Here is a 25,018-nt window from a genome sequence, read left to right on the forward strand (position 1 = left end):
GAGAGGGCTAGGGTGAGGGATTATTTCTCAGTCCAATCAAGCACGACCTTCCCGGATTGTCCGGAGAACATCGCCTCGAAGCCTTTTTCAAATTCGGTGTAGTGCAGACGGTGCGTGATGACCGGATCGAGGTCGAGTCCGCCTTGCAGCAGCACGGTCATCTGGTACCAAGTTTCATACATCTGGCGACCGTAAATGCCCTTGATGGTCAGCATGTTGAAGATGACATCATTCCAGTCGATGGCGATATCATCAGGCGGAATACCGAGCATCGCGATCTTGCCACCATGGCACATATTCTTGATCATATCGCGGAAGGCCGTGTCGTTGCCGGACATTTCCAGGCCGACGTCGAAACCCTCGTGCATGCCGAGTTCTTTTTGAACGTCGGATAGCTTCTCATTACGAACATCGACAACCCGCGTCGCACCCAGCTTCTTGGCTAGTTCCAGGCGCCAAGGGTTCACATCGGTCACGACTACGAAGCGTGCCCCAGCGTGTTTGCACACGGCGGCAGCCATACAGCCGATGGGACCGGCACCGGTGATCAAGACGTCTTCGCCCAGAACAGGGAAGGTCAGGGCCGTGTGGACTGCGTTGCCGAAGGGATCAAAGATCGAAGCCACGTCCAGCGGAATATCGTCGGCATGATGCCAGACGTTGGTCATCGGAATCGAGATGTACTCGGCAAAAGCACCGGGGCGATTAACGCCGATCCCTTCCGTTTCCGAGCATAGGTGGCGACGACCGGCCATGCAGTTACGGCACTGGCCGCAGACAACGTGGCCTTCACCACTGACAATCTGACCGGGCTCGAAGATGCCGACATTGGAGCCGACTTCAATGATTTCGCCGACAAACTCGTGCCCGACGACCATCGGAACGGGCACGGTCTTCTTGGCCCAGGCATCCCACTTGTAGATGTGGACATCGGTTCCGCAGATGCCTGTCTTGAGCACCTTGATCAGAACATCGTTGATGCCGATGGCTGGTTCCGGGACATCTTCCAGCCACAATCCCTTTTCTGCATGACGCTTGACGAGCGCTTTCATGAAACGAACCTAAAGGAGCTTCTGCGCAAAGTTAAACATTGAGTCCAAGCTTTGATTGTAACGCCGACCTGCCGCGTGCGAATGCCAAACAAGCCGTCTGGGCCAACAAAGTTGGCGGATGTTTGCCGGAATTCGCTAACAGCTAAACAACCGTTTGGTGACAGTGGGAACTGTACCCATGGCGAGAGGCCATTTGGCTAGATTATGTTAGAGCGGAACAACAACAAGTCCTTCGCAAGAGATTGCCCCATGCCCCGCCCGATTCCGATCAAGAGCTTGAATCACCTGGCCCTGGCTGTTCGCGATGCCCGCGTTGCTTGCGGCTTCTACCGTGACGTCCTCGGTTTTCGCGAAGTCGAACGCCCTCCGTTCAATTTCCCCGGAGCCTGGCTGGTGGGATACGGCATTCAGATTCACATCCTGGAAACGGAACACCTCGGAGACTACGGCGAGAACCCGAACTCGCGGGCAAACCACTACGCATTTGCCGTCGACGACAACAGCGACTTGGTCGACATCCTCAACGAGCACGGCATCGAATACATTCAACGCGTCAACGCCGGAAACGTGCATCAAACGTTCTTCCAGGATCCGGATGGGCACACAATTGAAGTGGCTGTCTATCCGGCGGATCCGCCGTTTGTTGATTAGAAGGGGCTCGTGATGGCGGAATTGCCTGAAGACTTGTGTGAGTTCCTTCGGTTGGGACGACAGCTTGAGTACGATGCGAGGCGCTCCCATATCGGTAAGATCCAATTAAAGTCATTGAGCGATGTGGCTATCGCAACGATTGAGGTGTTCCCTGAGTCGTCGTCTCGGGTGTTTGGATGCTACGAATCACTGGAAGGAACGTTTCATGTTCCTGTGTACGATTTGGTGAAGTATTCAGAAGACTATCTGTCCGAGGGGTTATTCTGCTGGCTGCCAACCGTGCAAGCCTATGGAACAGTTGATGCTGAGCATTCGGAGATAACTATTTTCCCAGGCGTGACTTGGAAGAATATTGTCAAGAGACCTCTCACTTACCTTGATGCCCAGTGGAATAGTTCATTTTGGAGCAAAGCAAAGTCCCTGCTACCGTGGCTCTATTTTCCATTTCATCTGGAGGAGAGGGAGGATGTCCTTGAGCCTTATCCCAAGACTTGCCCTGTTCATCAAACGCCTGTCACAACCAAACGGGTCAGTGGGCATCGGCTAACGGATCTAATCCGCACTTGCCATCTTGAGCAGTGGTTGGATGCACGTCGCGAATTTCCCTGCTGTGGTGTGCCGTTAGACGAGCGTCGTCTTCTTCATTGTTCGGATTGTTTTGAGGCCCAGCAGCAGTGGGTGAGAGATGCCTACGCCGCCATGCCAGTAGGCGATGCCACGCCGAATACCGCGGGTTTTGTCGAGTGCCCCGGTTGCCGAAGTAAGTTTTCGTATCGTGACTCCAGCACGTATCTAGATCAAATCCATCTCCGTTGCGGTACGAGAGTGAATGTGATTTCTCCCCCCGAAGGTTAATCTCGTATTCAAACTCAAGAATGACAAAGAGCCTCAGAACGATTTGGTTCTGAGGCTCTTTTCTTAGTCTTTACTCAAGCGAACGCTTAGATTCGCCATCCTTCACGGTACTTTCGCTCGATGAACTGGTTCGCCGAGTCGTTGTTGGTGACCGTTAGGCTCTTGGCGTCCCATTCGATCGGGCCACCGCTGCGGTAGGCAACGTTGCCCAGCAGAACCGTTTCGGTCAGCGGGCCGCTGTAGTCGAAGCTACAGGTCGTCGGCGTACCTTCCTTGATGGCCTTGATCCATTCCTCGTAGTGACCGATGGAATTGGGGATAGTCTGTTCAGGAGCTTTCCAGCCGTTGAACTCTTCCTGTGGCAGCAGGGTGAAGTTGCCGTAGGTGACCAGCATCATGCCCTTGTCGCCATGGAACATGACGCCTGAGCCGGGAACCTTGTGCCCTTCGATTTCCTTGGGGCTGTGGTTGCCGTCACGCCACTTCATGGTGACTGCCGGGGCAACTTCGGTCTTGGGGAACTCGTAGTTCACGGTTAGTCCCATCGGGGCCGTGTGGGCATCAGGCTCTGGGCCTTCGGCTGCGATCTTCGTGGGGTACTTCAGTTTGAGAGCCCAGAAGACCAAGTCGATGTAGTGGCAACCCATGTCACCGAGCGTACCGCCGCCAAAGTCCCACCAGCGTCGCCACTGGGCTGGCATGTAGACCGGTGAATAGTCGCGGTAGGATGCTGGGCCGAGCCAGAGGTCCCAGTGAACGCCCTTGGGCACAGGTGGCTTGTCGGTTGGGACCTTACCGCCACCCCAGCCTTTGCCGACCCAGACATCGACGTGCTGGATGTTACCAATCGCACCCGACTGAACCGCTTCGACAACGCGGCGATAGTTGTTGCCGGCGTGAATCTGGGTACCAAGCTGGGTGGCCAGCTTGTTTTTGACCGCGAAGTCGGTCATCTCGCGGGCTTCATGGACCGTATGGGTCATCGGCTTTTCGCAGTAGACGTGCTTGCCAAGATGCATCGCCCACATCGAAGCCGGAGCATGCGTGTGATCGGGCGTGCTGACAACAACGGCGTCGATATTCTTTTCTTTGTCCAAGAGAACGCGAAAATCGTTGTATTTGTTCGACTTGTGCTTGTCGTATTGGCTCGCGGCCTTGTTCAGGTAGTTGTCGTCGATATCGCACAGGGCGACCAGATTCTGGCCACTGACACCGCTCACGTTCGAGGCAGCTCGGTGCGCGACGCCGATACACGCGATATCTAAAATTTCGTTTGCGGACTTCGATTCAGCAGCCGAGGCCAACTGATGAAAGCCAGTTCCGGCGACCATGGCAGCCGCGGCAGAGGTTTGGAGAAAAGAACGACGGCTTAACACTGGTTTCTTCATGCAGGAATCCTTCAGGCAAGTTGAGTCTAAAAGAGGGGGGAGCCATGAATGAGGCTGGTGGGAAGAGAGTTAGTCTCTCAGCTGTATCTCCAGGATACAAAGTTTCATGTCACGATACATCACGTTTTTATCGACTTTAATTGTCGGAAATGGGTTGAATGCCCCAGTTGTGGCGGGTTTTTAGACATCCAGGAGAGGCCTCGATTTTCCCTTAAGGGCCGTCGGAGCCCCTTGTCAAAGATGCATAGCTGCGGCACAATGTGTGGTTTCCACCCGGTCAAAGGTATTGGCCAGGGAACAAACGTGGATGTAGGAATCACGTTTTCGTCGCCTTAGGGCGGTATGGTGATTCCTGGAAATTGAATCTTAGGAGTGAATCGCACATGGGCCATTACACAGGTCCCAAGGCCAAAATCAACCGTCGTCTCGGTGCCGTAATTTACGAAAGCCGTGGCGCTATGCGTGCTGCCGATCGTCGGCCGAACCCCCCAGGCATGCACAATCGCCCGAAGCGCCCGTCCAACTACGGTGCTGCTTTGATGGAAAAGCAAAAGATCAAGCACTATTACGGCATTGGTGAGAAGCAGCTCCGTCGCTATTTCTCCCACGCCAAGCACAGCAAGGGCAACACGGGTGAAAACCTGTTGTCGTTGTGCGAACGCCGCTTGGACAACATCGTTCGTCGTGCCGGTTTGGCCCTGACGCGTTGCCAGGCTCGCCAGGGGATCGTGCACGGTCACTTCCTGGTAAACGGCCACAAGGTCGACAAGCCATCCTACCAGATGCGTCCCGGCGACGTGGTAAGCGTCCGCGGTCGTGAAAAGCTGCAAATCCTTTACCGCAGCATTCACGCTGATTCGTCCGGTGAGCCAGCTGCGTTTCTGTCGCCTGACCCGGAAACCCTGTCGGTGACCTACGACGCCGTTCCCGGCCCGGAAGACATCAGCCTGCCGGTGGACGTGAACATGGTGGTCGAATTCATGTCGCGTTAATTTCCGAGACCAATTTCTCGGCAATTCGCAGCAATTCGCAGATTTCAAAGGGATTCCGGCACGACAGCCCGTCGCGGAGTCCCTTTTTTTTTGGTTCAATGTGCCACTGTTACCTGTGGAACTTGAGAAGCATCTCCCCACTACCGCATCTCAAGTCAGTAACTCAACTTTGCCTTAGTAAATTTGCTAGAGAGACATCATGGCTCATACCCAATTGGCGGTCATCGGTGGTGGTCCCGGGGGCTACGCAGCAGCATTCTTGGCTGCCGACGAAGGAATGGAAGTCACCCTCATTGAAAAAGAACCGCGTCTCGGGGGAACGTGCTTGTTGCGTGGATGTATCCCGTCCAAAGCACTTCTGCACGTCGCACGCGTGATTGATGAAGTTCAAGAGTTGAACAAGGACTGGGGCGTTACGTTCAGCGAACCTCAGATCGAGCTCGACAAGCTTCGTGCCCGCAAGGAAGGGGTCATCAAGTCCCTGACGACCGGCCTGGGTCAGCTCGCCAAAAAGCGAAACGTGACCATCATTAAGGCCAAAGCCAGCTTTGTCGATTCGAGCACCCTGGAATTTGAAGGGGACGATCCTTCCATTCCCGAAGGTGGCAAGCTGACCTTTGATCACGCCATCGTCGCGACGGGTTCGATCGCTGCCGTTCCGCCGGCCTTCCAGATCGACTCGCCACGGGTGATGGACTCGACTGGCGCTCTCGAGCTGCAAGACATCCCGGAAACCATGCTGGTCATCGGTGGTGGCTACATTGGCCTCGAAATGGGTACCGTTTACGCCCATCTCGGTACCAAAGTCAGCGTGGTCGAACTTACCGACGGTCTTCTGCCGGGTGCCGACCGTAACCTAGTCAAGCCGCTCGCTAAGAAGCTGGAAGAGCTGTTCGAGGGTCGCATCTTCACCAATACCAAGGTTGGATCCCTGGGCGATCGCGACGGTCAGGTTGAAGTCGCATTCGAGGGGCCGAACAAGTTCGGTACGTTCAAGTACGACCGCGTCCTGGTTTCGATCGGTCGATGGCCGAATACCAAGGGAATTGGCCTAGAAAATACGCAGTGCGTTGTCGATAAACGCGGCTTCATCGGTGTCGACAAGCAGCTTCGCACGGCTGATCCGAAGATTTCGGCAATCGGTGACGTGACCGGCAACCCAATGCTCGCCCACAAAGCGACGCACGAAGGGCGTGCCGCCGTCGAGGCCATCTTGGGCCATCCGGTTTCCTTCGAGCCTGCTGCCATTCCTGCTGTGATCTTCACCGATCCCGAAATTGCCTGGGCAGGGCTGATGGAAGACGAAGCCAAGGCGATGGGCAAGAAGGTCGAAGTGGCCATGTATCCATGGGCTGCCAGCGGTCGTGCTCAAGCATTGGGACGCACCGATGGGTTGACCAAGTGGATTATCGATCCTGAAACCCAACGCGTTCTAGGCTGTGGAATCGTTGGTCCAGGTGCCGGTGAAATGATTTCTGAGGCCGTTTTGGCACTAGAAATGCGAGCCGAAGTCTTTGATCTGACCTCGACAATTCACCCCCATCCGACCTTGAGCGAGACCGTTATGAACGCTGGCGAGGTATTTTTCGGAACAGCTACCGAAATTTACAAGCCAAAGAAGAAGTCGTAACGTCTTAGCGTTAAACAACTTGTGGTTTTATTTGGGCTTGTGCCGATTCTGCTGTCTGCAGAAGACGGAGAGGGTTCGCCTACCACTCGCTGACAAATACGGTCAGCGCGGTAGAATTCAAGCTCTCAGCCCGCCTCGGGCCTAAACCGAGATTGATCTTTGAGATAAGTTAATCGAGGGTTGCTTCGCCAGACGAACGTCGCGCATGAAGTCGCGATGGAAGAAATTTTTCCCTGGCGCAAGCAACGGACTGAAAAAAGGGAAGTTGCATGGCGAACGCCAAAATGATGCCTGCGGAAGAGAATTTGATGCGGAACAACCCGTCGACCTTTTCCCAAGACGTGGACCCAGCCGAAACGCAAGAATGGCTCGACTCGCTCGACTACGTTCTGGAAGGAAAAGGCGATGACCGGGTTCGCTTTCTTCTTTCGGCATTAGAAAACCGAGCCCACGCACGCGGCGTGGACGTGCCGTTTGCAGCCAATACACCGTACATCAATACGATTCATTCTTCGGAACAGCCGGCTTATCCCGGTAACCGAGAATTTGAACGCCGTATCAAGAGTATCATCCGCTGGAACGCGATGGCGATGGTCACGCGGGCCAACAAAAACTTCGATGGCCTGGGTGGTCATATCAGCACGTTCGCCTCGAGCGCCACGCTGGTCGAAGTTGCTTTCAATCACTTCCTGCGTGGTCGTGGAAGCGGCTACGAAGGGGATCAGGTTTACTTCCAGGGCCACGCTTCGCCGGGTATTTACTCGCGAGCGTTTGTCGAAGGTCGTCTGACCGAAAAGAACCTGGAGAACTTCCGCCGCGAGCTGCAACCGGAAATGGGCCTGTCGTCCTATCCGCATCCGTGGCTGATGGAAGACTTCTGGGAATTCCCAACCGTTTCGATGGGTTTGGGGCCGATCTGCTCGATCTACCAGGCTCGCTTCAATCGCTACATGCATGACCGAGGGCTGAAAGACACCAGCAAGACTCGCGTCTGGGCGTTTCTCGGCGACGGCGAATGCGACGAACCAGAAACCTTGGGTGCGATCAGCCTCGCCTCGCGTGAGCAGTTGGATAACCTGACTTGGGTGATCAACTGTAACCTGCAGCGTCTCGATGGTCCGGTCCGTGGTAACGGCAAGATCATTCAGGAACTCGAAGCCGTCTTCCGCGGTGCCGGCTGGAACGTCATCAAGGTGGTCTGGGGAAGCGATTGGGATCCGCTGCTGGAAGCCGATAAAACCGGCCTTCTGGTTAAGCGAATGGAAGAAGTCGTCGACGGTCAGTACCAGAAGTACGTCGTCGAGTCTGGCGATTACATCCGTAAGCACTTCTTCGGCAAGTATCCTGAACTGCTGGAACTGGTGAAGAACTACTCCGACGAGAAGCTCCAGAAGCTGGCTCGCGGTGGTCACGATCCAGAAAAGGTTTACGCGGCCTACAAAGCTGCCACCGAGTGCAAAGGCAAGCCGACCGTCGTCATCGCCAAGACGATCAAGGGTTATGGTTTGGGCGAAGCCGGCGAAGGTCGTAACGTTACCCACAACCAGAAGAAGCTCAATGAAGAGGAACTGCGAGAGTTCCGGACTCGCTTCAGCATTCCGATCTCGGATGAAGAGGTCGTGAAGGCTCCGTTCTACCGTCCGCCGGAAGATAGCGCTGAGATGCGATATCTGAAGAAGCGACGCGAAGAACTGGGCGGCCCGGTTCCTTCCCGTCCGACGACTCACCCGACATCCACCATCCCGACCATGGAGGAATACAAAGAATTCCTCGGTGGTAGCAAGGGGAAGGAAATGTCGACCACGATGGGCTTTGTCCGCCTGCTTTCCAAGCTGTGCAAGGACAAGAACATCGGCCAGAACATCGTGCCGATCGTGCCCGACGAATCGCGTACCTTCGGTATGGAAGGTATGTTCCGCCAGGTTGGAATTTATGCCCACTCTGGCCAGTTGTACGAGCCGGTCGACTCCGATCAGCTGATGTACTACAAGGAAGCCAAAGACGGTCAGATCCTGGAAGAAGGGATCACCGAAGCGGGTTCGATGTCGTCGTTCATCTCGGCCGGCAATTCGTACTCGCAGCACGGCATCAACATGATTCCGTTCTTCATCTACTACAGCATGTTCGGCTTCCAGCGGATCGGTGACCTGGTCTGGTGTGCGGCTGATACGCGTGCCAAGGGTTTCATGATCGGTGGTACCGCCGGTCGTACGACCCTCAACGGTGAAGGCCTGCAGCACCAGGATGGCCACAGCCACCTGAACGCGATTGCCTTCCCAACGGTTCGCTCGTACGACGTATGCTACGCCTACGAAACAGCGGTCATCACGCTTGACGGGATGAAGAAGCTGTACGAACAAGGCGAAACGGCCATCTACTACATCACGGTAGGAAACGAAAACTACGCGATGCCTGAGATGCCGGAAGGTGCCGAAGAGGGCATCATTCGCGGGATCTACAAGCTGAAGACGCAAGATGCCGACAAGGCCCGTGCGACGGTTCAGCTGATGGGTAGTGGAACGATTACCCGCTGCGTGCTCGACGCCGCTCAGATCCTGGCCGAGAAGTACAATATTGCCAGCGACGTGTGGGCCGTTACCAGCTATACCGAGCTGCGTCGCGATGCTCAGACGTGCGAACGTTGGAACATGTTCCATCCCACCGAAGAGCCGAAGAAGTCATACATCGAGACGGTCATGGATGGGGTCGATGGACCTTTCATCTCGGCTTCGGACAACGTCCGGGCTTGGGGCGAACAGATCCGTCCTTACCTGCCTGGCAACATGGTTGCTCTGGGAACCGACGGCATGGGCCGCAGCGAAACTCGCGAAGCTCTGCGTCGTCACTTCGAGGTCGATGCTGAATCGGTGGTCATCGCCACGCTTTACGAGCTGGCGCGCACCGGCAAGATCGAGCGAACCGAAGTCGCTCAGGCGATCAAGGATTTAAACTACGACGCGGAAAAGCCAAATCCGTATTTTGCCTAACGGCACATTGGCAGCATCGTCGGCCGGATAGACCCCTGGCCGACGACCGCTTTTCCACGCGACTTGAAATACGCATTCCAAGCAAGGTTATTCACCATGGCGATAGACGTACAACTGCCTGATCTGGGCGATGGAATTGAATCGGGAGACGTGCTGGCCGTTCATGTTTCGGTTGGCGACACGATCGAAAAGGGACAAACCCTGATCGAAATCGAAACCGACAAAGCTACGGTCGACGTCCCTAGCACCGAAGGGGGCAAGATCGCAAAGGTCCACGTCAAGGCTGGCGACACCGTGGCTGTTCACGCGCCGATCGTGACACTCGATGCTGCCGGTTCCGGCGGTGCAGCTGCTCCAGCGGCAGAACCACCAAAGGAAGAGAAGGCTCCGGAACCCGAGCCGCCTGCCGCTCCGCCAAAGGCCGCGGAACCTGCCCCCGCAGCGGAAGCCCCCAAACCAACTCCTCAGCCGCCTAAGCCACTCGCACCACCTGCTCCTGTTACGCCCCCACCGGCGCCAGTGGCGGAAGTGCCTGCTGCGGATGACAGCGTGCCTGCTGGCCCAGCCGTGCGTCGCTTTGCCCGCGAAGTGGGTGTCGATTTGCGTAACGTTCAAGGTTCTGGCCCCAACGGACGTATCGAACGGGACGACGTTCTGCGAACGGTTCGCGACCTGAACCAGGGTGGCGGTTCCGCTACGAAGTCAGGTGCGGCTTCCGCTCCGGCGGCGACTGGTTCGTTGCCATCGCTTACCGGCGAAGCACACGAGGACAAGTACGGTCCGGTTCGCATCGAGAAGATGAAGAAGATCCGCAAGGTCACTGCGGCTCAAATGAGCAAGAGCTGGACGACCGCTCCGCGGGTTACCAACTTCGACGACGCGGACATCACGGCCCTCGAAGAGCTGCGTCAGCAAAGCAAGGACGACTACGCCGAAGCTGGCGTCAAGCTGACCACCATGCCGTTCCTGATCAAGGCCGTTGCCGTTGCTCTGCGTGAGCACCCGGAACTGAATGCCACGATCGACATGGAACAAGAGCAGGTCATCTACAAAGACTATGTGAACGTCGGGATCGCCGTCGATTCCGAGCGTGGCCTGATGGTGCCGAACATGAAGAACACCGATCGACTGTCGATTCCCGACATCGCTCGTAACCTTCAGCAAACGGCCTCCGACATTCGTGGCAACACGTTCGAGATGTCGGCCCTGCAAGGCGGCACCTTCACGATCAGCAACCTGGGTGCCATCGGTGGTACGTACAGCACCCCGATCATCAACGTTCCCGAAGTCGCCATCCTTCTGGTTGGCCGCTCGCGAAAGATGCCGGTCGTCGTGAAAGACCAGATCGTGGCTCGCCTGATGATGCCGCTGAGTCTGTCGTACGATCACCGCCTGGTCGATGGTGCAACTGCCCAGCGATTCCTGAACGACGTAAAGGGTCTTCTAGAGAACCCCAGCAAGTTGCTGATGGCTCCCTAGTTCCCCGAGCGTTATCGATATTAGAACGAACAAGCCTTCTCGCGTTGACCGATCGCGAGAGGGCTTTTTTTGTGGGAAATTAGCAGCGTTGCTACCAAGTTGTGGGCCACCCAAAAGAATGGAGTGCGATAGGCTATTTCTGGTGGTTATAATCGACGCCAATTGATTCTTCATCCTGCGAATTGGTGGTCATGGCTAAGCTTCACATTATCTGTCCGAAATGCAGCACCAAATATCCGGTTGCCGATCAGAAGCTCGCTGGTCGACGGGTCACTTGTAAGAAGTGCTCTGAGAAATTCGTTGCGGAAATCCAAGGAGCCGATCCGCCTCCCGAGGATGACTTTATGCTGGCTTCGCCTAGTGATCCGCTGGGCGATGACCTGTTTGGTGACTTTCCGACATCCGTGCCGGCGTCATCGGGGCCTGCGTTGGGGACGCTACCTCCCAAGAAGAAACGCAGCTCGTCCAGTTCACTGCCGATCGTGCCACTGGTGCTGGGCGGGGCTGGTGTTTTGGTCCTGGTTGTCGTCGTCATTTTCGCCATCTCGGCGTTGTCTTCCATGGCTCCCTCTGGCGGCGGCCAGGGAGCATCGAGCGATGACTTGGCCTTTGCCGCCCATCTTGCTGTGATGGAAAGACAATTTGAAAGTACGAGGCAGTTCCTCGCGGCGATCGAGGGCATCAACGGAGAGGGCGATATTCCCAAGTTCATCACAACCCTGGTAGGAATGACGAGCGAGCTAAGATCATACGCAGTTGAGATCCGTGATATCCAGCCCTTGCCAGAGTACATGCACAAGCGAATGGAGAAGAAGGTCAAGCCGATGACGGACGGCTTGTTGCCTCGGATGAAAGCAGCAGGAGCAAAACTCGCGAACTATCGGAGCCCTGAAGTTACCACCGCGGCGCTGAACTACCATTCGGCTTTGGGGGAGTTGGTGGCCGTGTTGAATGAGGCGAACAGCCGGACGCCACAGCAACAGGCCGAGATCGATCGCCGTCTTCAAGCAGAAAGAAACGATCAGCAGGCTAAAGAACACGAGATTCAAGAGTCTACGGCTGCCAACGCCAATTCAAATGAACCGCCTTACGAGCCGTCTGGGCAGCCAATGCCAGACTCCGAGCGGCCCCCCAGCGACCGAACTGTCGACCCGTTTGGCCCAGGTTTTAACCCCGGCATGCCAGACAGATCGTACCGGCGAGATCCTGCCCAGGATGCGATCAATGACATGAAGAAAAGATACGGCGAGGATAAAATGGTACGTCTGGAGTGCAAATCCATCAGTTCGGAACAGTTCAAGAAGATTCGAGAAATCATCAAACCTTGGATGTTTGCCCAGGCGTATGCGCATTGGTTAGATCCAGAAATTCGTGAGCGCGTCATCGTGTTTCCTTACGATGGCGATGTCAACGAACTGGCTGCGAAGATCACCTTTGGTGAGGTCGACGAGGTCCTGGTGGAACAGCGGCGGATTCGCTTGAAGTCGATAACGCTTCCTTAAGACTCCCAATCAACGTCCTGGTCTTCTCATGAACGCCAGTCAGCTTGTTCAGCAGATCATCGATAGCGGACAACTCGAGAAGCATGTCGCGTTGATCGAGGAGCTTGCGCCTGCGGAAGCAAACGCCTTGGTGCCACACCTCGTTCAGGCGTTCGATGAGTACAAGTTATGGCCAAAGGATGCGGCCTGCATCATCTCGGTTTGCCGGCCGACCGATGAGCAGTTGCTGGATCTTCTACAACAAGATTGCGAGCGTTCCCAGAAACTTGGTCTGCATATCGTTGCTATGTTGATCGATAACGAGAGCTTCCAGCAGGGTTCCCACAAGGCGTTGGCACAAGAGGTGTTTAAACTGTTAAGGGCCGAGTCCTTTCGCCCAAAACGAAAGGACTTGAAAGAACTTCAGACTTGGGCAGAATCCAATGCCGTCGAGTAGAATGGCTCAGGTCCTTCTGCTTCCTAAACGAAGCACCTGCAAGTATTCCGCTGGAATGGGAGAGTAACGCTTGGTACTTGTTCGCGCCATCCTTGGGCTACTTGCTGGCTTGGCGATCGCTTTTCTGTTGGTGATCGCGGTCGAATTATTCAGCGCCGTGGTGCATCCGTTTCCAGAAGGTTTTGAGGGAACGGAAGAAGAGGTTTGCGCACACGTCGAGAAATACCCGGCCTGGGTCTTGGCCGCCGTCGTGCCCATGTGGGCGTTGGTCGTTTTTTGTAGTTGCTGGATCGCGCGAAAGATTGGCGGGTCATTCGCGGCACTGTTGGTCGGGGCGCTGCTGTTCGTCGCGGTGGGATTCAACCAATGGATGCTGCCGTATCCGATTTGGTTTGAGGTGGCCAACTATATCGCATTTCCGCTGGCGATTTGGGGTGCGATATCGAGCAATCGCACTAAGGTAGATGTTTCACCAAAGGTAGGTGAGGACGAAGAGAATCACTCACCGTAGCCCTCTCCCTTCATGGGAGAGGGAACTAGAGATTTACTTCGTGGAAGCTTTCGCTTAGGTTAGCGTCCAGCCATCGGGTAGGCAGGCACCCTTTTCGACGACGGGGATTCCGTCGACGACGGTGACGCCTTCTGGGTATTCCTTGTCCACCAGGTCATCGGTCTTCACCACGTGGACGTTGTTGCCGATGTGGCAATTCTTGTCGACGATGGCTCCCTTGATAACGCTGCCAGAGCCGATCTTCATGCGAGGTCGACCGGACGATTCGTCGGCTTCAGTTTCCATGCGGGTCGCGTAGTAGTCGCAGCCCATCAGAACCGAGTCTTCGATCGTAACGTTTTCTTCGATCACGCTACGCAGACCGACCACGCTGTTCTTGATGGTGCAGCCTTTGCCGATCTGGCAACCATCAGCGATCATGCTGTTGGCGAAATTGCCTTCCATGACCATCGTGGGTGGCAGGAAACGAGCCCGCGTGAAGATCGGAGCTTCTTCTTCAACGAACTCGAACGGAGGCGTTGGGGCCAGCGTGGCGAGGTTCGATTCGTAGAAGGCTTTGATCGTCCCGATGTCTTCCCAGTAGCTGTCGAACATGTGCATCTGCACTTTCTTCGCTCGAATCGCTGCAGGGAAGATCTCCTTGCCGAAGTCCTGGTAGTCGGTCTTTTCCAGCAGTTCAACCAAGGTGTCCCGGTTGAACAGGTAATTGCCCATACTCGCCAGGCAATCACGACCGTTCGATGTAATGCCACGGGCATCGATCCAGGCAGGGTCGGTTCGCACATGGGCCAGTTCTTCAGGTGTCTTGGGCTTCTCGACGAAACCATTGACGCGGCCTGTTTCGTCGATCTTCATGATCCCCAAACCGCTGGCGTCCTTCGAGTGGACAGGCAGGCCTGCGATCGAGACGTCAGCACCGGATTCGATGTGCGAGTTCAGCATCTCGCGGTAATCCATGCGGTACAGTTGGTCGCCGGAAAGGATCAAGACGTAGTCGATGCCGTGCTGCTGGATGTAACGCAAGTTCTTGCGAACGGCATCGGCAGTGCCTTGGTACCAGTCAGAACCTTCACTCGCGGTTTGCTGAGCGGCTAATAGTTCGACAAAACCACCGCTGAAGTGATCGAAGCGGTAGGTCTGGCGGATGTGACGGTGCAAACTGACCGACATGAACTGCGTCAGCACATAGATGCGATTCATCTGGCTGTTTAAGCAGTTCGAGAGAGGGATATCGATCAAGCGGTACTTGCCCGCCAGCGGAACGGCTGGTTTCGAGCGGTATTTAGTCAAAGGGTAAAGCCGGGTTCCACGGCCACCGCCCAGCACCAGGCAGATGACATTACGCATAGGTCACCTTCTCTCTATGGAAGAAAAGCATTGGGTGATATTTCAATTGTTGGCGTTCGAACGATAACGGGCAGCGTCGCAGGTACGCAAGCCGATGCGTATCGACCCACCCAATATTCGCGTAACTTTATGCAATTATCGCGCCGCAACGGATACGACGCTTACTTCCGATAAAATCCGCGTCGACGCTGTTCGCTATAGCGTTCCAGTGCTTCGTTGATGATCGGTAGAGCTAATTCCGATGGAAGAATCTCGTCGACCTCAACCGATTTCCCTTCCAACATCTTGTAATCTTGGAAGAAGCGCCGCAACATGTTCCGGCGATGATTAGGCAGATCAATCGCTTCATTGTAGGAAGAATATTCCGGATCGGTCACCGCGACGGCGATAATCTTATGATCGAGCTTGCCGCTATCAACCATCGTCATCAAACCCACCGCTCGTGCGGTGATCAACGTCAGCGGAGCGACCGGTTCCTGGCACAGGACCAGCACGTCGAGCGGATCGTCGTCTTCGGCAAGTGTTTGCGGGACGAAGCCGTAGTTCGCTGGATAGTGAACGGCTGAATAAAGCATGCGGTCCATCCGCAACAGACCCGTATCCTTGTCCAGTTCGTACTTGATGCTGGATCCGGTCGGGATCTCGATGACCGCACAGAATTCCCTAGGGATGTCTTCACCGGGGGTCACGTCGTGCCAAGCGTGCGTCATAGATGCGAATCTTCCTCAAGAATCAGGTCTTTTTCCTGACTCCAATAGCTTTGCCAAATTGCCATATTCGGTCCGGCTTCCGCTGTTAACCATAGTTTAACGGAAGCGAATCATTGCTTGTAAGCATCCGTCGTAACTTGCGCCGCGTCAACCGCAGGGGAAGGAAGCTAAGTTCATTTCACGACGAAATTTACAAGACGACCCGGAACGACAATCGTTTTCACGATTTGTTTTCCTTCCAGAAGCTCTTGGACGCGAGCATCCGACTTTGCGAGAGCTTCAAGATCGTCCTTCTTAATGTCGGCTGGAACCGTAATACGGCCGCGAACTTTCCCCATAATTTGCACGGGGACTTCGATCTCGTTGTCCTTGGTGTACGACTCGACAAACTGTGGCCATGGCTCGTAGGCCAAAGTGTCACTGTGGCCCAACAATTGCCAAAATTCTTCGGCTAAGTGAGGTGCCAAGGGAGAAAGCATCAACGCAAACCATTCCATGGCCTTTTTCGGCCGTGTCGATTCCTTGGTGAAGAAGTTGGTGAACTCCATCAAGCGGGCAATGGCCGTGTTGAAACTGATATTGGAAAGGTCATTCGTTACGCTCTTGAGCGTGCGATGGAGCATCTTGTTCTGCTCTTCGGTTGGCTCGACGTCTTGAATGGCTGCGTTGAGAACAACCTCTTCCGCGTTGTGGTCGATGAGCATTCGCCACGCTCGATCGAGGAAGCCACGAACCCCCTTCACACCATCCATCGCCCAAGGCTTGGTAGCTTCGAGTGGTCCCATGAACATTTCGTAAAGACGAAGACTATCGGCACCGAAATCGCGGACGACGTCATCCGGGTTAACCACGTTACCGCGGCTCTTGGACATCTTGTGAGCCCGCGAATCGATCCGAATGTTGTTATCCGCGGCCAGGACAAATCCGTCGCCCTTCTTGAGGACGTCTGCTTCAGCCAATGCGACGGAGTTGACCGGGTTGCCCTTGTCGTCAACAAGTGATCCGTCTTCCTGCTTCTTCACGAGGTTGCTGCCGACCCAACTGCCATCCTCAAGCTGGAAGCCCATGTACTCGATCTCGCCCAAGATCATCCCTTGGTTGACGAGCTTCTGGAATGGTTCGGGTGTCGAGACGTAACCGCGGTCGTAAAGCACCTTGTGCCAGAAGCGGGCATACAAGAGGTGAAGCACGGCGTGTTCGGCACCACCAATGTAGAGATCGATCGGCATCCAGGCCTTTTCTTTTTCAGGATCAACGAAGACCGCGTTGTTCTTCGGATCGATGAAGCGAAGGTAGTACCAGCACGAGCCGGCCCACTGCGGCATGGTGTTCGTTTCCCGCTTATACTTCACGCCGTCAATCACCGGGTAAAGCCAGGAGTCATCCGCTTTCTCGAGTGGCGGTTCTGGTCGCCCAATCGGTTTGTAATCTTCGATCTGTGGCAAGTCGACCGGAAGCTGGTCGACCGGCACGGCTCGGATCTTGCCGTTGGGCTCGCCGTTTTCGTCAAGTTCTTTGAGAATCGGGAAGGGCTCGCCCCAGAAACGCTGACGGCTGAAGAGCCAGTCGCGGAGTTTGAAGTTGGTCGCTTCGCGGCCGAGACCGTTTTGTTCGAGATCTAAAGCGATCTGCGCTTTGACCTCGGCGGTCTTCATGCCGTTGTATTTGCCGGAGTTGATCGCCACGCCATCGAAAGTCGCACAGGCCTTCCCGGCAAGGACCGCGTCGCGATCGATGTCAGACTTGTCGCCGGGATCGACCACGGCAATCACCGGGATGTCGAACTTTTGCGCGAACTCGAAGTCGCGATCGTCGTGTGCCGGAACGGCCATGATGGCCCCAGTGCCGTAGCTGGCGAGCACATAGTCCGCGATCCAAATCGGCACAGGCTGGCCGGTAACTGGGTTAATGGCATACGAGCCAGAAAACACGCCGGTCTTATCTTTGGCAAGCTCCGTGCGTTCCAAGTCAGACTTGAACGCGGCTGCCTGACAGTACTTCTGGACGGCGTCGGATTGCTCGGCGGTGGTCAACTGATCGACAAGCGGGTGCTCGGGCGCGATGACCATGTAGGTCGCCCCAAAGAGCGTGTCAGGCCGCGTTGTGTACACGCGAAGGACATCGGTGCCAGGCTTGCGAGGATAGCCAAGCTTCTTTCGCTCAATCTCCCAGGGGGTGTACTCTTCGGCGGTACCAAGGAAGAAATCGACTTCCGCCCCGATGCTACGGCCAATCCAGTTACGCTGAAGCTGCTTGATGCTGTCGGACCAGTCGAGCGATTCGAGATCGCTTTCGAGCCGCTCGGCGTAGGCCGTAATGCGGAGCATCCATTGGCGAAGCGGCAAACGTTGAACCGGGTGGCCGCCACGTTCGCTCTTGCCGTCGATCACTTCTTCGTTCGCAAGCACGGTGCCAAGCGCGGGGCACCAATTGACCGGAGCCTCGTTGACGTAGGCCAAGCGATGCTCGTCCTGGTAATCGCGAACGGCTTCGGCTCCTTCGGCTTTCACATCGTCAGGAATCGGAAGCTCGGCGATGGGGCGGCCTTTGCCGGCGTCGTGGTCGTACCATGTGTCGAAAAGTACGAGGAAAATCCACTGCGTCCAGCGGAAGTAGTCGACATCAGTTGTGGCGACCTGCCGCTGCCAGTCGTAGCTGAAGCCAAGCATCTTCAACTGGCGGACGAACTCACCGATGTTCTTCTCGGTCGTCTCGCGAGGATGGACATTGTGCTTAATGGCATATTCTTCTGCCGGAAGGCCAAACGAGTCGAAGCCCATCGGGTGCAAGACGCTTTTGCCCTGCATGCGGGCAAAGCGGCAGACGATATCGGTTGCCGTGTAACCTTCCGGATGCCCCACATGCAAACCTGCACCACTTGGATAGGGAAACATATCCAAGACATAAAGCTTCTCGCTTTTGGGGAGGTCAGGGGTGCGGAAAGTTTGATTCTCGTCCCAGTATTTCTGCCATTTGGGTTCGATCTGGGCCGGGTTGTAGCGAGGCATGGGTGATAATCCAGTCGTCAAATATGCGGTCTTGCCGCAGCTTGGTCTACTTGCAAGTTGGGTCGATGGGCAGGGATCGCCGCAAAATGTTATCACATAGGGCTTTCCCGCAGTCTCGCGAAGGTAACGATTCTAATGGTCCTCTCGAAAACTGACAATTGAAGGACCCCGTTGGTTCTCCGGAACGTTCGCGCTAAATCCACCTGGTGGATAAAATCTGTGCAAGGATTTCGAGAGAATTGCATGTTGCAGAGTCGATTACCCTGGTAGACTGCTGGTTTGCCGAACAACCTTCCCCCAACACGAACCCCTGAATCCTTATGCTTCACGGACGACGTCATCTTCAGCTAGTTGATTCCGAACGGGACGCGATGCGAGTTGCCTGCCAGTTCAACGCGCAACTAATGGACTTTGTACGCCCTCACGTCAAAGCGGGCATTACGACCGAGGCAATCGATCGGATGGTGCACGAGTACACCCTCGATCATGGCCACACGCCTGCTTGTTTGAATTACCAAGGCTTCCCCAAGAGCTGCTGCACCAGCATCAACGAAGTCATTTGTCATGGGATTCCCGACAAATACGAGCTGAAAGAAGGGGACATCGTCAATGTCGACCTGACTTCGATTGTCGACGGGTGGCATGGCGATCAGTCGGAAACGTTTCTGATTGGGGAAGTAACTCCTGAAGCGAAGCAGGTCACGCAGTGTGCGTTCGATTGCCTGTATCTGGCTATCGATGCGATCTATCCCGAATGCCGCGTTTCGGAAATCGGTCGCGTTATTGTCGAGGAAGCCAAGAAGTACAACTTTGGTGTCGTCGAAGAGTTCGTCGGGCACGGCCTCGGCCGTCGATTCCATCAAGATCCTTCGATTCCTCACGTCCCAACACGTGCCGCTCATTCGGTTCGCCTGTTGCCAGGCGTCTGCTTCACGATCGAGCCGATGATCAACATTGGCGGAGCAGCTACGCAACTCGATCCGTCCGATGGCTGGACGGTCCGTACTCGCGACCGTAGCCTGAGTGCTCAGTTCGAGCATACGATCTTGATGACCGAGAACGGTCCTGAGATCCTTTCGATGACGAAAGATGGTCCTCAGAAGGGACATAAGTTCTAAATCGCGGCGCGATAGCACTGAAATCAATCTTGCCAGCGATCGGGCGTTTTTGGTATTTCCTCGGGCAATGACTCAAGTTTTTGCCTGAGGGATCCGGCTATGTTCTGTTTTCGACCCGTTTGCTTGCTAATGCTGGCTGCTACTTTGCCATGTGCGGTTACTGCTCTGGCGAGTGAGCCGTACAAAGGACGCGTGACCACGGCACAGGTTTTTACCCGTAGCGGACCGGGGCAGAACTACTATCCAACGGCCTATCTGGAAAAGAATTCGGTCGTGGATGTCTACCGCGAAGATGTCGGCGGTTGGCTGGCCATTCGCCCGACCGAGGACGAGTTCAGCCTGGTCCGGGCCGCCGATCTTTCCTACGGCGACGATCGTCAGATTGCCTACGTTCGGACAGCCGAAGCACCGGCGTTCGTCGGGAGCCAAATTAGCGACCAGCACCACATCACCCATGTTAAGTTAGACCAAGACGAACCCCTGGAAGTGCTGGGAATTGTCGAGCTACGCGATCCAGAAACTGGCAAAAAGGAAGCGTTCTATCGCATCGCTCCACCCGCCGGTGAGTTTCGCTGGATCAACAAGCACTTTGTTGAACCCATCGGCATTCAGCCTCGCACGCAAGGGCCCACGGTCGATTCCGCGGCCATGGCCGAATCGATTCAGGATGACAAGTTCTGGAAAGAGACTGAGCAGAAGCTGAGTGCGGTTCGGCCGGTGTCTTTCGATGAAGAGACCGACAAACCCGGCGCCACGTTTACCGGAGAACTGCAACCGCTGGACGAGATCGGTCCCGGCACCAGTTTGAACCTGATCGAACTCGAACTGCACGTCAGTCGCGAATGCCTCAAGCCGGTCGAAGACTGGAAATTCAAACCTCTGAAAGATCAGGCCAAGCGACTGATCGTCGAAGGGGAAACGCCGCTGGAGCGGGGTAAGGCCCGGTTGCTACTGGAGAAGATCGACCAATTCAACGATCTTTACGAACGCAAGCTGGCTGCAAAGGAGGCGATGACCAATTCATCGATTCCGCTGAAAACCCCACTGGCTAGTGACGAAGAACTCGGAGAAGTCGAGCCGTCAAACGATCCGGCCGCTTCGTTCAAAAAGGATGGCTTCGACCCACGTTACGACGGCAAAGGGTGGCTGATGCCGGTCATCACGCGGGCCTCTTCGACCCGAAATCCCAATCAATACACGCCTCCGTTCGCCTTGACCGACTCTCAGGGGAATGTCTTGCAATTCGTCAGTCCCTCGCCGGGGCTGAACTTGCGGCGATATGCCCGGATGCAGGTCGGCATTTACGGACAAATTTCTCCGCTGGATCAATACACCAAGCAGCATCTGACCGCGCACCGGATTGTGGTGCTATCACGGCACGAAAAGAAGTAGCTTTGCGGTGAGTGTCATGGCCCAAATGGGCGAATCATGGTCAAATAGTGGGAATTGACAGGCGATTTGGTTCCGGCCTGTCTGTTTGACGAATTCTCACTGAAAGCCAGTATGAGCGAAGACGGTTCCCCCAGCGCCACTCTTGAAGATGCCCTGCAAAAGTATGGGGCTCCTCTGCCTGCGGAAATCCGCGATCAACTTCAGCGGTACGTCGATGTGCTGTGGGAGATCAACAAGTCGCTGAATCTGACTCGGCATACCGACTACGACAAGTTCGTTGCCCGCGATTTGATCGACAGCTTAGCATTGGCCGGCCAATTGAAGCCCAACGAAGAGATCCTCGACATGGGCAGTGGCGGGGGCGTTCCGGGCATCGTGATCGCGATCCTGCGGCCAGACGTTCGTGTCACACTGTGTGATTCGGTGGGCAAGAAAGCGCACGCGATGCAGGCCATCGTTGAGCAGCTCGATCTCGAGGTTCCCGTTTACCACAATCGAGCGGAAGAGATCCTCGAAGACCTCAGCTTCGATGCGGTCGTATGCCGTGCGGTTGCGCCGATGAAGAAGCTGCTGACGTGGCTCGATGGGCATTGGCTAGCTGCTGGCCGGCTGCTGACGATCAAAGGTGGCCGCTGGCTCGAAGAAGTGAAAGAAGCCCGTCATCATGGCGTGACTAAGGGGGTTGAGATCCGCAACGCCCACGAATACGAGACGCCCGGCAATGATCACCCAAGCGTGATCGTAAAAGTTTGGCCGAAAGGTCGCAAAGAGCCTTAAGCCAGTTCAACTTACGGCCGATTAGTGTCGTTGTTGATATTAGTTACGACCCGTATAATCAGACGATTCTCTCCTGGCTTACCCAGGCAGTAGAGAGAGACCGACCCCAGCGGTAGTTGGCCCGATGCAAAATGGCCAAGCTACCTAACTTCAACCCACAGCGATTGATTGATGTCCAGTTATCAGATTACGCATCTCAAACAACTGGAAGCAGAAAGCATCCACATCATCCGCGAGGTCGCGGCTGAGTTTGAGAACCCGGTGATGTTGTATTCCGTCGGAAAAGACTCTTCCGTCATGGTTCAACTGGCCCTGAAGGCCTTCTATCCGGCCAAGCCCCCGTTTCCTTTGATGCATGTCGACACGACGTGGAAGTTCAAGGAAATGATTCAGTTCCGCGAAGATTATGCTCGCAACGAACTGGGGCTCGATTTGATCGTGCATATCAACGAAGAAGGCAAAAAGGTCGGAATCGATCCGTTCGAGGACAGTGTCCGCCATACCGACTTGATGAAGACGGTCTCGCTGAAGCAGGCACTCGACAAGTACAAGTTCGACGCCGCGTTTGGTGGCGCCCGTCGCGACGAAGAGAAGTCGCGAGCCAAAGAACGTGTCTTCTCGTTCCGTGATAAGAACCACCGCTGGGATCCGAAGAATCAGCGTCCCGAACTGTGGAACCTGTACAACACCAAGGTGAACAAAGGGGAAAGCATTCGCGTGTTCCCCCTTTCCAACTGGACGGAACTCGACGTCTGGCAATACATCCACCTGGAAAAGATTCCGATCGTGCCGTTGTATTACTCGGCCAAGCGCCCCGTCGTATGGCGAAACGATATGTGGATCATGGTCGACGACGACCGCATCAACCTTCAGCCCGGCGAGAAGGTGGAAGAGAAGATGGTTCGCTTCCGTACGCTTGGCTGCTATCCGCTGACTGGTGCGGTGGAATCGGAAGCCGATACGCTTCCCGAAATCATTCAGGAAATGCTTCTGACGACCACCTCCGAACGCCAAGGCCGCGCGATCGACAAGGATCAGGGCGCCTCGATGCAGAAGAAGAAGGAAGAGGGTTACTTCTAACGCTCGAGGCGAGTGTTCAGTTTTCAGTTTTCAGTTTTCAGCAAAGAGAAGAAGACTGAATCGCAGCGAAAGCTGAACCATGAATCCTACTGAAAACTGAACACTGATAACTGAAAACTAGACTTATGTCTCACAAATCTGACCTGATCGCGACCGACATTAATGCTTATCTCGCTCAGCACGAGAAGAAGGAACTGCTGCGATTTTTGACATGCGGTAGTGTCGACGACGGGAAGAGTACGCTGCTGGGCAAGCTGCTTATCGAATCGAAAGCGGCTTACGAAGATCAGTTGGCGGCCATCGAAAAGGAATCGGCCACGCATGGTACGGTCGGTGGCGAGATCGACCCGGCACTTTTGACCGACGGTTTGAAAGAAGAACGCGAGCAGGGGATCACGATCGACGTGGCCTATCGTTACTTCTCGACCGCTAAACGAAAGTTCATCGTTGCCGATACGCCAGGTCACGAGCAATATACCCGCAACATGGCCACCGGTGCTTCAACCGCCGACCTGGCCATCATTCTGATCGATGCTCGCCAAGGCGTGCTGACTCAAACCAAGCGGCATAGCTTCATCACTTCGCTGCTGGGTATTCGCCATATCGTGGTGGCGATCAACAAGATGGACCTGGTCGATTACAGCCAGGAAGTGTTCGAGAAGATCAAGCAAGATTACATCGACTTCGCTGCTAAGATGTCGGCCGACGATGTCCACTTCATTCCGCTCTCGGCCCTCAAGGGGGACAACCTGGTTGAGAAGAGCGAGAAGATGCCGTGGTACGAAGGCGCCACGCTGATGCACATGCTCGAGAACCTGTACATCGGTTCCGACCGCAACCTGCAAGACTTCCGCTTTCCAGTGCAGTTGGTCAACCGACCTGACCTCAACTTCCGTGGTTTCTGCGGGACGGTCGCGTCCGGTACGATTCGCCCAGGCGAAGAGGTCATGGTCCTGCCGTCGAAGAAGACGAGCAAGGTGAAACGCATTGTCACAATGGATGGCGATGTCGAAGAAGCCTATCCGCCGATGTCGGTCACCTTGACCTTCGAGGATGAAATCGACTGTAGCCGCGGTGACATCATCGTGCGTCCTGGCAACCGCCCGAAAGTCGACGACAAGTTCGACGCGATGGTGGTTTGGATGGCGGACGAGCCGCTGGTGCCGGGTAAGCAGTACTTCGTTAAACACACGACGAAGATGATGACCGGTACCGTCTCGCGGGTTCGTTACAACGTCGACGTGAATACGCTTCATCGCGAAGACACGCCGGCCCTGAAGCTCAACGAAATCGGTCGGTGCAGTATCAAGCTGAATCAACCGGTCTCGTACGACCCGTACGCAAAGAACAAGACGACCGGTGCGTTCATTCTGATCGACTATATGAGCAACCGCACCGTGGGTGCCGGGATGATCATCGATCGCGATGCCACCGATACGGACGAACTGTGGGACGTGGAAGGGGACGAGACCCTGCAGAGCACCAAGGGGAACGTTTCCGCCGACGAACGAGCAGCTCGCTTTGGTCAGAAGCCAGCGACCTTGCTGCTCACCGGTTTGACTGGTGCCGGCAAAACCACGATTGCCTATGCTTTGGAACGTCGACTGTTCGACGAAGGGAAGACGAGCGTCGTTCTCGATGGCCAGAACCTCCGTCGCGGTATCAGCAAGGATCTGGGCTACACCGCCGAGCAGCGTAGCGAAAATCTGCGTCGCGGTAGCGAGATTGCCCGGATGCTTAACGACTCTGGCATGCTTTGTATTGCGGCCTTCCTGGCGCCCAATGCCGAAGTTCGCCAGCGAGCCAGCGAAGTGGTTGGTTCCGATCGTTTCCTGACGGTCTATCTCTCGGCTCCGATCGAAGTTTGCCGCGAACGAGAAGACTCGGGCATGTACGCCAAAGCGGACAGTGGCGAGATCGCCAACTTCCCAGGCGTCAGCTACGAGTATGAAGCTCCTGAAAATGCCGACCTGGTTCTCCCCACGCACGAGCTAAGCGTGGACGAGTGCGTCGACAAGATTTACGAGATGCTGCAAACCCGCGGCATGATCGATTAAGGTCGCGGTGCGTGGTGCCTCAGATTGTCGCCTTGGGGCGAACCGT

At 55.4% G+C, this 25,018-nt stretch carries 19 protein-coding genes; 14 read left to right on the forward strand and 5 right to left on the reverse strand.

Features of this window, described 5'->3' with window-relative positions; all coding sequences use genetic code 11:
* Positions 1 to 20: 20 nt before the first annotated feature.
* Positions 21 to 1,052 carry an L-threonine 3-dehydrogenase gene (gene tdh, locus PSR63_RS23275; RefSeq protein WP_274328073.1) on the reverse strand — a complete coding sequence of 344 codons (1,032 nt, stop codon included), beginning with the start codon at positions 1,050 to 1,052 and terminating at the stop codon, positions 21 to 23.
* Between the two features lie 249 nt (positions 1,053 to 1,301).
* Between tdh and PSR63_RS23280 the strand changes: the two genes are divergently transcribed.
* Together PSR63_RS23280 and PSR63_RS23285 are read left to right on the forward strand one after the other, a co-directional pair.
* Positions 1,302 to 1,703 (forward strand): VOC family protein, encoded by a 402-nt coding sequence (locus tag PSR63_RS23280; protein ID WP_274328074.1) that lies wholly within the window; start codon positions 1,302 to 1,304, stop codon positions 1,701 to 1,703.
* Positions 1,704 to 1,715: 12 nt separating this feature from the next.
* Positions 1,716 to 2,558: a hypothetical protein gene (locus PSR63_RS23285; protein ID WP_274328075.1), complete on the forward strand. Its 843-nt coding sequence runs from the start codon at positions 1,716 to 1,718 to the stop codon at positions 2,556 to 2,558.
* 86 nt (positions 2,559 to 2,644) lie between these two features.
* Here PSR63_RS23285 and PSR63_RS23290 read toward each other — a convergent pair whose 3' ends face one another.
* Positions 2,645 to 3,946: a Gfo/Idh/MocA family oxidoreductase gene (locus PSR63_RS23290; RefSeq protein ID WP_274328076.1), complete on the reverse strand. Its 1,302-nt coding sequence runs from the start codon at positions 3,944 to 3,946 to the stop codon at positions 2,645 to 2,647.
* 383 nt (positions 3,947 to 4,329) lie between these two features.
* On the opposite strand from PSR63_RS23290, the gene rpsD reads away from it, so the two are divergent.
* From rpsD to PSR63_RS23325, 7 genes are all read left to right on the forward strand, one after another.
* On the forward strand, positions 4,330 to 4,938 hold the full coding sequence (gene rpsD / locus PSR63_RS23295) for a 30S ribosomal protein S4 (protein WP_274328077.1): 609 nt from the start codon (positions 4,330 to 4,332) through the stop codon (positions 4,936 to 4,938).
* Positions 4,939 to 5,137: 199 nt separating this feature from the next.
* Positions 5,138 to 6,568: a dihydrolipoyl dehydrogenase gene (gene lpdA, locus PSR63_RS23300; protein ID WP_274328078.1), complete on the forward strand. Its 1,431-nt coding sequence runs from the start codon at positions 5,138 to 5,140 to the stop codon at positions 6,566 to 6,568.
* A gap of 284 nt (positions 6,569 to 6,852) precedes the next feature.
* Entirely contained in the window at positions 6,853 to 9,555 is a 2,703-nt protein-coding gene (aceE, locus tag PSR63_RS23305) for a pyruvate dehydrogenase (acetyl-transferring), homodimeric type (RefSeq protein ID WP_443111105.1), read from the forward strand.
* Positions 9,556 to 9,651: 96 nt separating this feature from the next.
* Positions 9,652 to 11,034 carry a 2-oxo acid dehydrogenase subunit E2 gene (locus PSR63_RS23310; protein WP_274328079.1) on the forward strand — a complete coding sequence of 461 codons (1,383 nt, stop codon included), beginning with the start codon at positions 9,652 to 9,654 and terminating at the stop codon, positions 11,032 to 11,034.
* A 191-nt stretch (positions 11,035 to 11,225) separates the two neighbouring features.
* Positions 11,226 to 12,536, forward strand: a complete 1,311-nt coding sequence (locus PSR63_RS23315; protein WP_274328080.1) for an MJ0042-type zinc finger domain-containing protein — start codon at positions 11,226 to 11,228, stop codon at positions 12,534 to 12,536.
* Between the two features lie 28 nt (positions 12,537 to 12,564).
* On the forward strand, positions 12,565 to 12,972 hold the full coding sequence (locus PSR63_RS23320) for a hypothetical protein (RefSeq protein WP_274328081.1): 408 nt from the start codon (positions 12,565 to 12,567) through the stop codon (positions 12,970 to 12,972).
* Between the two features lie 70 nt (positions 12,973 to 13,042).
* Positions 13,043 to 13,483, forward strand: a complete 441-nt coding sequence (locus tag PSR63_RS23325) for a hypothetical protein (RefSeq protein ID WP_274328082.1) — start codon at positions 13,043 to 13,045, stop codon at positions 13,481 to 13,483.
* 54 nt (positions 13,484 to 13,537) lie between these two features.
* On the opposite strand, the gene PSR63_RS23330 is transcribed toward PSR63_RS23325, so the two are convergent.
* The 3 genes from PSR63_RS23330 to leuS all read right to left on the reverse strand — a co-directional run bounded on the left by PSR63_RS23330 (position 13,538) and on the right by leuS (position 18,548).
* A complete protein-coding gene (locus PSR63_RS23330; RefSeq protein ID WP_274328083.1) occupies positions 13,538 to 14,830 on the reverse strand; it encodes a glucose-1-phosphate adenylyltransferase in 1,293 nt (430 codons plus the stop codon).
* Between the two features lie 161 nt (positions 14,831 to 14,991).
* Entirely contained in the window at positions 14,992 to 15,540 is a 549-nt protein-coding gene (locus PSR63_RS23335) for an inorganic diphosphatase (protein ID WP_144973769.1), read from the reverse strand.
* Positions 15,541 to 15,713: 173 nt separating this feature from the next.
* The gene (gene leuS / locus PSR63_RS23340; protein ID WP_274328084.1) at positions 15,714 to 18,548 is read right to left on the reverse strand and encodes a leucine--tRNA ligase; all 2,835 of its coding nucleotides are present in this window, start codon (positions 18,546 to 18,548) and stop codon (positions 15,714 to 15,716) included.
* A 320-nt stretch (positions 18,549 to 18,868) separates the two neighbouring features.
* Between leuS and map the strand changes: the two genes are divergently transcribed.
* The 5 genes from map (at position 18,869) to cysN (ending at position 24,972) form a co-directional block, all read left to right on the forward strand.
* On the forward strand, positions 18,869 to 19,666 hold the full coding sequence (gene map, locus PSR63_RS23345) for a type I methionyl aminopeptidase (RefSeq protein ID WP_274328085.1): 798 nt from the start codon (positions 18,869 to 18,871) through the stop codon (positions 19,664 to 19,666).
* A gap of 99 nt (positions 19,667 to 19,765) precedes the next feature.
* Entirely contained in the window at positions 19,766 to 21,058 is a 1,293-nt protein-coding gene (locus tag PSR63_RS23350) for a hypothetical protein (RefSeq protein ID WP_274328086.1), read from the forward strand.
* Positions 21,059 to 21,169: 111 nt separating this feature from the next.
* Positions 21,170 to 21,835, forward strand: coding sequence for a 16S rRNA (guanine(527)-N(7))-methyltransferase RsmG (gene rsmG, locus PSR63_RS23355; RefSeq protein ID WP_274328087.1), 666 nt, complete (start codon positions 21,170 to 21,172; stop codon positions 21,833 to 21,835).
* A 171-nt stretch (positions 21,836 to 22,006) separates the two neighbouring features.
* Entirely contained in the window at positions 22,007 to 22,915 is a 909-nt protein-coding gene (gene cysD, locus PSR63_RS23360; RefSeq protein WP_274328088.1) for a sulfate adenylyltransferase subunit CysD, read from the forward strand.
* 125 nt (positions 22,916 to 23,040) lie between these two features.
* Positions 23,041 to 24,972 (forward strand): sulfate adenylyltransferase subunit CysN, encoded by a 1,932-nt coding sequence (gene cysN / locus PSR63_RS23365; protein ID WP_274328089.1) that lies wholly within the window; start codon positions 23,041 to 23,043, stop codon positions 24,970 to 24,972.
* Positions 24,973 to 25,018 lie beyond the last annotated feature (46 nt).

The sequence above is a fragment of the Bremerella sp. P1 genome (assembly GCF_028748185.1).
Classification (GTDB): Bacteria; Planctomycetota; Planctomycetia; order Pirellulales; family Pirellulaceae; genus Bremerella.

Coding starts and splice junctions, on each gene's coding strand:
- PSR63_RS23285 (WP_274328075.1), top strand. CDS start 1,716: ATGGCGGAATTGCCTGAAGACTTGTGTGAGTTCCTTCGGTTGGGACGA.
- lpdA (WP_274328078.1), top strand. CDS start 5,138: ATGGCTCATACCCAATTGGCGGTCATCGGTGGTGGTCCCGGGGGCTAC.
- rsmG (WP_274328087.1), top strand. CDS start 21,170: ATGAGCGAAGACGGTTCCCCCAGCGCCACTCTTGAAGATGCCCTGCAA.
- PSR63_RS23280 (WP_274328074.1), top strand. CDS start 1,302: ATGCCCCGCCCGATTCCGATCAAGAGCTTGAATCACCTGGCCCTGGCT.
- PSR63_RS23310 (WP_274328079.1), top strand. CDS start 9,652: ATGGCGATAGACGTACAACTGCCTGATCTGGGCGATGGAATTGAATCG.
- PSR63_RS23350 (WP_274328086.1), top strand. CDS start 19,766: ATGTTCTGTTTTCGACCCGTTTGCTTGCTAATGCTGGCTGCTACTTTG.
- PSR63_RS23335 (WP_144973769.1), bottom strand. CDS start 15,540: ATGACGCACGCTTGGCACGACGTGACCCCCGGTGAAGACATCCCTAGG.
- cysD (WP_274328088.1), top strand. CDS start 22,007: ATGTCCAGTTATCAGATTACGCATCTCAAACAACTGGAAGCAGAAAGC.
- PSR63_RS23330 (WP_274328083.1), bottom strand. CDS start 14,830: ATGCGTAATGTCATCTGCCTGGTGCTGGGCGGTGGCCGTGGAACCCGG.
- map (WP_274328085.1), top strand. CDS start 18,869: ATGCTTCACGGACGACGTCATCTTCAGCTAGTTGATTCCGAACGGGAC.
- cysN (WP_274328089.1), top strand. CDS start 23,041: ATGTCTCACAAATCTGACCTGATCGCGACCGACATTAATGCTTATCTC.
- aceE (WP_443111105.1), top strand. CDS start 6,853: ATGATGCCTGCGGAAGAGAATTTGATGCGGAACAACCCGTCGACCTTT.
- leuS (WP_274328084.1), bottom strand. CDS start 18,548: ATGCCTCGCTACAACCCGGCCCAGATCGAACCCAAATGGCAGAAATAC.
- rpsD (WP_274328077.1), top strand. CDS start 4,330: ATGGGCCATTACACAGGTCCCAAGGCCAAAATCAACCGTCGTCTCGGT.
- tdh (WP_274328073.1), bottom strand. CDS start 1,052: ATGAAAGCGCTCGTCAAGCGTCATGCAGAAAAGGGATTGTGGCTGGAA.
- PSR63_RS23290 (WP_274328076.1), bottom strand. CDS start 3,946: ATGAAGAAACCAGTGTTAAGCCGTCGTTCTTTTCTCCAAACCTCTGCC.
- PSR63_RS23315 (WP_274328080.1), top strand. CDS start 11,226: ATGGCTAAGCTTCACATTATCTGTCCGAAATGCAGCACCAAATATCCG.
- PSR63_RS23320 (WP_274328081.1), top strand. CDS start 12,565: ATGAACGCCAGTCAGCTTGTTCAGCAGATCATCGATAGCGGACAACTC.